The organism is Streptomyces sp. NPDC048416 (genome assembly GCF_043200435.1).
Lineage (GTDB): Bacteria > Actinomycetota > Actinomycetes > Streptomycetales > Streptomycetaceae > Streptomyces.
The window spans coordinates 164,269-174,832 of record NZ_JBICXU010000013.1; the positions used below are offsets into that span (position 1 = coordinate 164,269).

Sequence of the window (10,564 nt, forward strand, 5' to 3'; positions counted from 1 at the left end):
ATCACCCCCGATCGAGCACTCACGGCCGGCCCGGCGAGGACGTGCTCACGCACCGACCGGCCACCCAGGCCGCCCGCACCGAAAGACCACGCCCATGAAGTCCAGGCTGCCGCTGCGCTCCGCGCTGCTCTCCCGCCGCGGCGCCGTCGCCGGCTCCGCACTCGTCGCCGTACTCGTCTCGGGCGGGGTGTTCGCGGAACTCGCGATGTCGGACAGCGAGGGCCAGGACGTCTCCGGCGCGCCGGGCGCGAGCGGCCGGCCCATAGCGTCGCCGCCGCCGGTGCGCCCTGAGGGCGGCTCGGTGATGCAGATCATGGCCCACCCGGACGACGACCTGTTCTTCATGAACCCGGACACCCGCCAGTCACTGCGCTCGGGCCGCCCCGAGACGTCGGTGTACGTCACGGCCGGCGAGGCGGACGGCGTGAACTCACCGCCCGTGAAGAAGGGCACCCCCCGGCCCCCCGCCGACCGGGCCAAGTACGCCGAAGCCCGCCAGAACGGCATACGCGGGGCCTACGCGCAGATGGCGACCGGCGACCGCGGCAGCTCCTGGACGCGCAGTTCCATACCCACCGCGGGCGGTGGCACCGCCGAGCTCGACACGCTCGACGCCCACCCCGGCATCCACCTGGTCTGGGTGCAGCTGCGCGAGTCCGAGACGATCCTCGGCAACCAGCCGCACAGCCTGCGCGGCCTGTGGAAGGGCCAGACCGGCGTGCTCACCTCGCAGCCCGCGTCCGGCAGCCCCGCGCACTCCTTCACGTACACGAAGGACCAGGTCATCAAGACGCTCGCCGGCCTGATGGAACGCTTCCGCCCGACGCACGTGCGCACCATGGACCCGACACCGGGCCTGGACGGCAAGCCGGGGAAGATCATCGACCACCAGGACCACATCTACAGCGCCCGCTTCGCCCAGGCCGCGCTCCAGGAGTACGCCGACTCCCCCAACCGCCCCGACTTCAGCGTCCAGAGCTACTTCGGCTACAACACCAGCCACCTTCCGCACACGTTCGCCAAGCCGGCCGCCGACGCCAAGGCCGCCGTCGTGGAGACGTACGCCTGGATGGACCCGGACGACAACTACTGTGCCAGCGACGCCGGTTGCGGCGACCGCAAGGTGGCGCCCGACCCGCACGGCAACAACTGGGCCGAGTCGGTCCGCTACAGCCGCACCAACTCCACGTCCTGGTTGCAGGCCGGCAAGGACGGCAGCCTGTGGGCCTTCGGGGTGCTCGACCAGCGGCTCGCCGTCTGGCACAAGGCACCCGGCGCGCACGGCGCCTGGAGCGAGCCCGAGCTGCTGCCCGGTGACGGCATGGACCCCGGCGTGAGCGCGACGCGCCTGCCGGACGGCCGCCTCGTGGTGTTCGGCACCCGTACGCTCTTCGGCGCCGACCAGGGCGGCTACCAGCGCGAGGTCGTCACCACGGTGCAGGGGGCGAACGGCGATTTCGGCCCCTGGCGCTCGCTCGGCTCGCCCGGCACGAGCGCGAGCAACGGCGTCTTCGACATGTCCACGCCCTCGGCCGCCGTGGACGGCACCGGCAGGCTCACCGTGTTCCTGCGCGGCGGTGACCGACGGCTGCACTCCGCGACCGCCACCGAGGACGGCGGCTGGACGCCGTGGACCACGCTGGGAGGCGCCGCACTGATCGGCGACCCGGTGGCGGTCACCGACAGCGCAGGACGCGTCCATGTCTTCTCCAGTACGCCGAAAACCATGTCGACGTGGGTACAGCCGAACCCGGGCGCCCCGATGCCCGCCCGGGCCGATGACACCAAGCTGCCGCCGAACACGACGGGGCTTTCCGCCCGCCCGGAGGGTGCGGGGGTGCGGGTGTACTACCGCGCGGCGGATTCGGGTGACGTCCAGAGCGTGCTGTTCACCGGGGCGACGCCCTCGGCCCCGGTCGACCTCGGCGGCACCTCCGGCTACGGCACCATCGGCGCGGCGGGCCCGCTCGTGACCGGCCGTGCCGCCTCGGGTGCCCTCGCCACGCTGGAGCCGGGCGCGGGTGCACCGCGCTGGAAGGCGGACGAGAACATCCTCTTCACCGGCGCGCCCTCGGCGGTGTGGGACGGCCAGAACGATCAGAACGATCAGAACGGCCACAACGGCCAGGGCGCCGTGGCGGCCGCGATCGGTCTCGACGGGCGGCTGTACTGGACGCGGACCACGGGCGCGGGCGCCCCGGCCGCTCCCTGGACCCCCGCCACGAACTGACCGGCCGCACGAACTGGCCGGCGCCGCCCGCCGACCGGCCCCACGAACCGACCGGCGCCGCCCACGGACCGCCGCCGTCAGCCCGCGAGCGTCTTCTCGCGTTCGGCGGCGGCCGTCGGAACGGCCGTGGGCGCAGGCGCCTGGGGGCGGGGCACGAGCCGGCCCGGCAGACGCGGCTCCACCAGCGGCCTCACCAGCGCCCGCACCGGTGACGTCGACAGCAGCGTGACCGCCGCCACCACCAGTGCGCTCAGCCCCAGCTGTCCCACGAGCCCCGCCGCCCCCACGGACCGGAAGAATCCGTAGTGCTCGGCCACCCGGACCGCGATCCCGTGCAGCAGATACGGATAGAGGGTGACCGCGCCGAACCCCGTGAACCACGTCCGGCGCCCCGGCACCAGCGCGAGGAACGCCCCCACCAGCAGCGCGGTGACCACGAGCAGCGCCAGCTTGAGCAGCAGGTACCGCACCAGCGACACATGCAGGACGGTGTTGTCCGCGTCCGACGACAGCCAGTCGTCGCCCGGGTCCGGAGACAGCCAGTAGGCGAGCGCGAGAGCGCCGGCGAAGACCGGCACCGCGACCGTCCTGGCCGTACGGGTGCGCAGCCGGGCGAAGTGTTCGGGGCGCAGCCGCAGCCCCAGGACGAACCACGGCAGGAACATCAGCACCCGGCACAGCGCCAGTTCTCCGCCCACCGCGGTCGTGCCCGCGGCGATCGAGACGACGAGGGCGATGGGGAGCGCGTGACGCACCGCGTTCCAGATGGGGGTCGTGAGCCGCCAGACGAACAGGGCGATGAGGAACCAGCACAGGTAGGTCGGCGCGGTCGGGGTGATCGCGAGTTCCGTGCCGCGCACCCAGTGGTAGACGACGCTGTAGATGGCTTCGAAGATCAGGTACGGCAGGAGCACGCCGCGCAGCAGCCGGCGGATCTGGTCGGGCCGGCCGGTGAAGCCGCGTGAGAAGTAGCCGGAGAGCAGGATGAAGGCCGGCATGTGGAAGCAGTAGACCAGGTTGTGCAGGGCTCTGAGGCCCTGCGTGTGGAGGGTGATGATCTCCTCCCAGCTGTGGCCGAGCGCGACCAGGGCGATCAGCAGGAACTTGGCGTTGTCGAAGAACGGGCTGCGATCGGGGGTTCGGGGGCTGCCAGGACCGGGGTGGGGGGTGGAGCTGGTCATTCGTCCCACCGTAGGGGGCCGCGTGCGCGTGTTCGGGCAGCCACCGCGTCGGGCACCGTACGTTTCCCCGGTCTTCACCCCCTTCCCCCTTCCGGGTTGTCATGCACACCCCTAACCTCTGGGTGTCCGCACACCGGCCGCGCCCCCACACCGGAGCGCGCCCCGCCCCCGGGCAGCGCCCGACCGGCGTCCGCCCGCCCCCCTCACCCCGGAGGTAGCCGTGTCCGGCGACCCCACGCAGCGCCGCACCCGCACCGCCCTCTTGTGTGCCCTCGGCCTCGCGGCCGCGTCCGCCGGCCTGTGGGCCGGCCTCGGCACCCCGTCCACCGCGCAGGCAGCGCAGGCCGCGCCGGGCGTCCCCACCCCCGACCACGTGGTGGTGGTCGTCTTCGAGAACCACGCCTACGACCAGGTCATCGGCAGCTCCGGCGCGCCGTACATCAACACGCTGAAGTCCGGCGGGGCCAGCCTCCCGGCCTCGTACGCCGAGACGCACCCGAGCCAGCCGAACTACTACGCGATGTTCTCCGGCTCCACGCAGGGCGTCACCGACGACAGCTGTGTGACCCCCGGCTTCTCCTCCGCGCCCAATCTCGCCTCCGAACTGGTCGCGGCGGGCAGGACGTGGGCGAGCTACAACGAGACGCTGCCCAGCCAGGGTTCCACCAAGTGCACCAGCGGCAAGTACGCGCAGAAGCACAACCCGTGGTTCGGCTTCTCGAACGTGCCGACCTCGTCGGCGTACACCTTCGCCCAGTTCCCCAGCGACTACACCAAGCTGCCCCAGGTCTCCTTCGTCACGCCGAACCTGTGCAGCGACATGCACGACTGTTCCGTCTCCAGCGGCGACACCTGGCTGAAGAACAACCTGGGCGCGTACGCGACCTGGGCGAAGACACACAAGAGCCTGCTCGTGATCACCTTCGACGAGGACAACAGGCTCGCCGGCAACAAGATCCCCACCGTCCTCTACGGCCAGCAGGTGACGCCGGGGTCCTCGTCCTCGACGACGTACAACCACTACAACCTGCTGCGCACCATCGAGGACATGTACGGCACCGCGCACGCCGGCCAGGCCGCCAACTCCGCCGACATCACGGGGATCTGGGCCGGCTGACGTGTACGTAGCGGACAGCCGCGGCACTCCCGCCGCGCCTGCCGACGCCGCCCGGGCCGGATCCGGGCGGCGTTCGGCCGTCGCCTCCACCGTGCTGGCGCTCGGCGCGGTCAGTCTCATCACGGACGTCTCATCGGAGATGGTCACCGCCGTGCTCCCGCTGTACCTGGTCACAGGCCTCGGCCTGTCCCCGCTCGGCTTCGGGCTCCTGGACGGTGTGTACAACGGCTTCAGCGCCCTGGTCCGTCTCGTGGGCGGTCACCTCGCCGACCGGGGCGGGCGCCACAAGGCCGTCGCGGTGCTCGGCTACGGACTGTCCGCCGCGTGCAAACCCCTTCTCCTGGCGGCGAGTTCGCTGCCCGTGATCGGTGCGGTGCTCGCCGTCGACCGCACCGGCAAAGGGCTGCGCACCGCGCCGCGCGACGCGCTGATCTCGCTGGCCTCCGCGCCCGAATCCAGGGGCCGGGCGTTCGGAGTGCACCGGGCGATGGACACGGCGGGAGCGCTCCTCGGCCCCCTGACGGCGTTCCTGATCCTGCGTCAGGCCACGGACGGCTACGACGCGGTGTTCACGGTGAGCTTCTGCGTGGCCGCCGTCGGCGTGCTGGTCCTGCTCCTCTTCGTCCCCTCCCGCGTCCCCGCGGCCGCCCCGGTGGACGGCGCACCCCGGGTCTCCTTCACGGCGGCCCTCGCCCTTCTGCGCGTCCGCGCCGTACGCCAACTCGCGCTCGCAGCCCTGCTGTTGGGCCTGGCCACGGTGAGCGACTCGTTCGTGTACCTGCTCCTCCAGCACCGCCTCGGGGTGCCCGACCGCTGGTTCGCCCTGCTGCCGCTGGGCACGGCGGGAGCGTTCCTGCTGCTCGCCGTGCCGATGGGCCGGCTCTGCGACACGGTGGGCCGCCGACGGGTCTTCCTCGGCGGCCATCTGGCGCTGCTGCTGGCATACGCGCTGCTCCTGACCGGCTGGCAAGGGGCGGCGCTGCCCTTCCTCACGCTGGCGCTGCACGGCGGTTTCTACGCGGCGACCGACGGCGTCCTGATGGCGGCGGCCGCCGGGTCGGTACCGGCCCAACTGCGCTCCTCCGGGCTCGCGTTGATCCAGACCGGCCAGGCGCTGGCCCGTTTCGCCTGCTCGATCGCCTTCGGCGCGGCCTGGGCCGCCTGGGGCGACCGTACGGCGCTGGGCACGGCGGCGATGGTCCTGACCGTCTGCGTGACGGTCGGATATCTGCTCCTCCCCTCGGACGCTCCGAACTCCCCGGAGGCTCCGACCTCCCCGACCTCTTCGGACGCTCCGAACTCCCCGGAGGCTCCGACCTCTCCGCACGCTCCGAACTCCCTGAAGAAGGAACGCCCTTGACCCTGCGCGGCAAGATCCTGGTCCTGATGGTGGCCGTCGCGGTCCTGGCGGGTCTCGCCGCCGCGTCCGTGCTGCACGCGGCAGGCCGTGAGAACCGCAAGAACCAGACGCGGGCCGACGGGCCCCCCGTCACCGCGGGCACGGTGTCGCTGGCGCCGGGGGCGAGGCCCCGGATCGTGTTCCGCAGCATGGCGTGGGGCCCGCACCGCGACGAGCTGGCCTCGGTCGCGGCCGACGACCCGGCGGGCCCGCGCATCGCCTCCGGCGTGAAGTGCCTGCGCTTCTACGCGGCGGGCGGCACGGGCATCTGCCTGCGGGCCGAGCACGGCACGCTCCAGGACTCCTACCGTGCGGTGGTGCTGGACGCCGGGCTCAAGGAGCGCGCGCACTACAGCCTGCCGGGCATCCCGACCCGGGCCCGGGTCTCGCCCAGCGGCCGCTGGGCGGCCTGGACGGTGTTCGTCGGCGGAGACTCGTACGCGGGCACGAACTTCTCGACGCGCACGGCGGTGCTCGACACCCGGACCGGCCAACTCACCGCGTCCCTTGAGGACTTCACCGCGTATCTGAACGGCAGCGAGCACCACGCCCCCGACACCAACTTCTGGGGCGTCACCTTCGCCGCCGACGACCGGCACTTCTACGCGACCATGGCGACCGGCGGCCGGACGTACCTGGTGCGGGGCGACCTCGCGTCCCGCACGGTGACCTCCCTGCACGCGAACGTCGAGTGCCCCTCGCTGTCCCCCGACGGCACCCGGATCGTCTACAAGAAGCGGGTGCCGGGGCTGCCCGCCGACGCGCCGTGGCGGCTGTACGCCCTCGACCTGGCGACGCTGCGCGAGACCCCGCTCGCGGAGCCGCGGAGCGTCGACGACCAGGTGGTCTGGCAGGACGACCGTACGGTCACCTATGCCCTGGCCGGCGACTACGGCACCGATCTGTACACGGTCCCGGCGGACGGCACGGGAAAGCCCCGCCGCCTGCTGACGGCGGGGCTTGCCCCCGCATATCCGCGCTGAGGGGCCGCGCCTACGCCTTGTGGGCGCGGTAGAAGTCCCGCTCCATCTCACGCGTCTCCACCATGATGTGCAGCCTGCGCCCCTCGACGCCCGTCACATGCTTGCGGGCGATCTCCAGGACGGTCTCACTCAGCTGCTCGATCACCTTGGGCGTACGTCCGGAGAGGATCGCGACCTGGATGAAGACGGCGTCGAGGTCGTCATCGGCGGCGCCGAAGTACGACTCCTCGATGCGCCGGAAGCGGGTCTTGAAGGCCTCGGCCGCCACATTGACCAGCGGCGGCGCGACCTCGTGGACCTCACGGGCGAACGCCGGCCGGTCGAACGTGGCGGCGAGCCGGTCGGAGTATTCGACGGTGACGAACGGCATGAGCGAATCCCTTGCGTGCGAGGCGAGTCGGATGGACGGAACGGCCGGCGGCCCGGCGTGGTCACCCCGTCGGGCTAGCGCCGGATCGCGGACGTCAGGGAACCGACCGTGGTGCGCGGCGTCTCCCGCAGGTCGCGGTCGGGGCGGATCACACGGTGTCCGATGCCCCACACCACGGCGCCGAGTACGAACCCGTACACCACGACAAGGCCGTGCCCGTTCTCCTGGGCGAACCACATCGCGAGCCCGAGCACGGGCGCCGCGACGGCGAGCAGCCGTTCGTTGCGGCTCTTGGTGCGCAGCAGCAGACCTGCGGCGAGGGTCGCGGCGAGGAAGTAGGTGGCGCCCGAACTTCCCGCGAAGTTACGGGGATCGGTGCTGCGGGTCGTCTCCATGAAGAGCGAGTCGATGTGCTGCGGAAGGAGGATCCCGGCGGCGAACAGGCCGATCATCAGGGGCCCGCCCCAGAACCACTCCGCGAGGGCGGCGATGCAGGCGAGGGTCGCTATGTTCCAAGCCCCGCCCAGGAAGCCGCCGTTCTGCATGAACACCGAGGTGACCACGCGCCACCAGCCGGATCTGTCGGGGTCCGAGTCGAAGGTGTCCATGGCCCCCGACCAGCAGAGCTGGGTCACGACCCCGGCGAGCGCCACCACGAGCACGGCCACCGCCGCCCAGGGAACGCGCCGCTGCGGAATCGAATCGGGGCCGAGCAACGCCAGGCCCGCCTTGAACATCAGCACCATCAGTGCCGCGGTGGTCACATTGAACAGCAGGTTGCCCATGGCTGGTCTCCCCCGTTGTGTACTTGGTCGAATGCGAGGGTGACGCTACCCGACCTGATCCGGCCAGTGGGGGCTGGAGCTGCTTCTGACCTGCTTCTTTGCGAACTTTTCGCTGCCCTGACCGACACGCGCGGAGGGCCCGGGGTCATCGGCCCCCGGGCCCTCCGCGCGTCACGGCCCGGGGACGGCCCGGGGACGGCCCGACCCCCGCTACAGCACCGGCAGGTTCTTGCGCAGCTCGAAGGCGGTGACCTCGGACCGGTACTCCTCCCACTCCTGCTTCTTGTTGCGCAGGAAGAAGTCGAAGACGTGCTCGCCCAGCGTCTCCGCGACCAGTTCGCTGCGTTCCATCAGGGCGATCGCCTCACCCAGGTTCTGCGGGAGGGGTTCGATGCCCATGGCGCGGCGTTCGGCGTCGGTGAGGGCCCAGACGTCGTCGTCGGCGCCCGCCGGGAGTTCGTAGCCCTCCTCGATGCCCTTCAGGCCGGCCGCGAGGAGCAGGGCGTAGGCGAGGTAGGGGTTGCAGCCGGAGTCGAGGGAGCGGACCTCGACGCGGGCGGAGCCGGTCTTGCCGGGCTTGTACATGGGGACCCGGATGAGGGCCGAGCGGTTGTTGTGGCCCCAGCAGATGTACGAGGGTGCCTCGCCGCCGGCGCCCGCGGTGCGCTCCGAGCCGCCCCAGATGCGCTTGTAGGAGTTGACCCACTGATTGGTGACCGCGGCGATCTCGGCGGCGTGCTTGAGCAGACCCGCGATGAAGGAGCGGCCCACCTTGGAGAGCTGGTACTCGGCGCCCGACTCGTAGAACGCGTTGCGGTCGCCCTCGAAGAGGGAGAGGTGGGTGTGCATGCCGGAGCCCGGGTATTCGGAGAACGGCTTCGGCATGAACGTGGCCTGGACGCCCTGTTCGAGCGCGACCTGCTTCATGACGAGGCGGAACGTCATGATGTTGTCGGCCGTGGAGAGCGCGTCGGCGTACCGCAGGTCGATCTCCTGCTGGCCCGGCGCGCCCTCGTGGTGGCTGAACTCGACCGAGATGCCCATGGATTCGAGCATGGTGATCGCCTGGCGGCGGAAGTCCATGCCCACGTTCTGCGGGGTGTGGTCGAAGTAGCCCGAGTTGTCGGCCGGGACGGGCCGGGTGCCGTCGAGCGGCTTGTCCTTCAGGAGGAAGAACTCGATCTCGGGGTGGGTGTAGAAGGTGAACCCGAGGTCGGAGGTCTTGGCCAGGATGCGCTTGAGCACGAAGCGCGGGTCCGCGAAGGACGGGGAGCCGTCGGGCATCCGGATGTCGCAGAACATCCGGGCCGTGCCGGGCGCTTCCGCGCGCCAGGGCAGGATCTGGAAGGTGGACGGGTCGGGGCGGGCGATCATGTCGGACTCGTAGACCCGGGCGAAGCCCTCGATGGCCGAGCCGTCGAAGCCGATTCCCTCGTCGAAGGCCTGCTCCAGCTCGGCCGGGGCTACCGCCACCGACTTCAGGAAGCCCAGCACATCGGTGAACCACAGGCGCACGAACCGGATGTCGCGCTCCTCCAGGGTCCGGAGCACGAACTCCTGCTGCTTGTCCATAGCCACATCCTTGCAGTTCAGACGGCCTGTGCACCGTGACCCCCGGGAAAGGGGACGGCGGGGGAATCCTCAGTATCGAGGCGCGGGATTACCTCCACATTACGCACCCGATATGACCTGCGGCACGTCCCCTCCCGGCGGGCCGGGGTGTGCCGCGTCGGGGAGGGGGGGCCGGGCCCGGCGCGTCGGCGTGTTGCGGCCGTCCGGCGCGCCCCGTCCGCCGGGGGTGCGTCCCGTCCGCCGGGGGTGCGTCCCGTCCGCCGGGGGTGCGTCCCGTCCGCCGGGGGTGCGTCCCGTCCGCCGGGGGTGCGTCCCGCTCCCTTACCGTCTGCGCCCCTGGGGACGCCATCACGGGCCCCGCCCCTTGCCGCTCGATGCCGGCTCGTCCCCAGGGTGCGGACCGTGCTGGGAAACCCGCGCCGTTCCCCGCGCCCCCGGGTGGGCCGACCTTGGCGGGGTGCCCAGTGCGGGCCACCTCGGCCGCCCCGCTTCCGGGTGCGGGCCGCGCCCGCTTCCCGCGCAGTTCCCCGCGCCCCCAGGTCAGCCGACCTTGGCAGGGTGCCCAGTGCGCGCCACCTCAGCCACCCCGCTTCCGGGTGCGGGCCGTGCCCGCTCCTCGCGCAGTTCCCCGCGCCCCCAGATGGGCCGACCTTGGCAGGGTGCCACCACCCCGCTTCCGGGTGCGGGCCGTGCCCGCTCCTCGCGCCGTTCCCCGCGCCCCCAGGTGCGCCGACCTTGGCAGGGTGCCCAGTGCGCGCCACCTCAGCCGCCCCGCTTCCGGGTGCGGGCCGCGCCCGCTCCTCGCGCCGTTCCCCGCGCCCCCAGGTGCGCCGACCTTGGCAGGGTGCCCAGTGCGAGCCACCTCAGCCACCCCGCTTCCGGTGCGGGCCGTGCCCGCTTCTCGCGCAGTTCCCCGCGCCCCCGGGT

The 10,564-nt window shown here is 72.0% G+C and carries 8 protein-coding genes; 4 read left to right on the forward strand and 4 right to left on the reverse strand.

Going from position 1 to position 10,564, the window contains the following annotated elements; translation table 11 throughout:
• The first annotated feature begins 94 nt into the window (after positions 1 to 94).
• Positions 95 to 2,230 (forward strand): PIG-L family deacetylase, encoded by a 2,136-nt coding sequence (locus ACGFW5_RS19095; RefSeq protein ID WP_393835409.1) that lies wholly within the window; start codon positions 95 to 97, stop codon positions 2,228 to 2,230.
• Between the two features lie 77 nt (positions 2,231 to 2,307).
• On the opposite strand, the gene ACGFW5_RS19100 is transcribed toward ACGFW5_RS19095, so the two are convergent.
• Positions 2,308 to 3,411, reverse strand: coding sequence for an acyltransferase family protein (locus ACGFW5_RS19100; protein WP_393835410.1), 1,104 nt, complete (start codon positions 3,409 to 3,411; stop codon positions 2,308 to 2,310).
• A 220-nt stretch (positions 3,412 to 3,631) separates the two neighbouring features.
• Between ACGFW5_RS19100 and ACGFW5_RS19105 the strand changes: the two genes are divergently transcribed.
• The 3 genes from ACGFW5_RS19105 to ACGFW5_RS19115 are packed head-to-tail and all read left to right on the forward strand — an operon-like array spanning position 3,632 to position 6,910.
• Entirely contained in the window at positions 3,632 to 4,528 is an 897-nt protein-coding gene (locus ACGFW5_RS19105) for an alkaline phosphatase family protein (protein WP_393835411.1), read from the forward strand.
• A 1-nt stretch (position 4,529) separates the two neighbouring features.
• On the forward strand, positions 4,530 to 5,888 hold the full coding sequence (locus tag ACGFW5_RS19110) for an MFS transporter (RefSeq protein ID WP_393835412.1): 1,359 nt from the start codon (positions 4,530 to 4,532) through the stop codon (positions 5,886 to 5,888).
• The gene (locus ACGFW5_RS19115) at positions 5,885 to 6,910 is read left to right on the forward strand and encodes a TolB family protein (protein ID WP_393835413.1); all 1,026 of its coding nucleotides are present in this window, start codon (positions 5,885 to 5,887) and stop codon (positions 6,908 to 6,910) included. Before ACGFW5_RS19110 ends, ACGFW5_RS19115 begins: the two co-directional genes overlap by 4 nt.
• Before the next feature lie 10 nt (positions 6,911 to 6,920).
• Here the strand turns inward: ACGFW5_RS19115 and ACGFW5_RS19120 are convergent, their stop codons facing one another.
• The 3 genes from ACGFW5_RS19120 to ACGFW5_RS19130 form a co-directional block, all read right to left on the reverse strand.
• Entirely contained in the window at positions 6,921 to 7,280 is a 360-nt protein-coding gene (locus ACGFW5_RS19120) for a 5-carboxymethyl-2-hydroxymuconate Delta-isomerase (protein ID WP_393835414.1), read from the reverse strand.
• Positions 7,281 to 7,354: 74 nt separating this feature from the next.
• Entirely contained in the window at positions 7,355 to 8,065 is a 711-nt protein-coding gene (locus ACGFW5_RS19125; protein ID WP_393835415.1) for a hypothetical protein, read from the reverse strand.
• A 210-nt stretch (positions 8,066 to 8,275) separates the two neighbouring features.
• A complete protein-coding gene (locus tag ACGFW5_RS19130; protein ID WP_053723940.1) occupies positions 8,276 to 9,637 on the reverse strand; it encodes a glutamine synthetase family protein in 1,362 nt (453 codons plus the stop codon).
• Positions 9,638 to 10,564 lie beyond the last annotated feature (927 nt).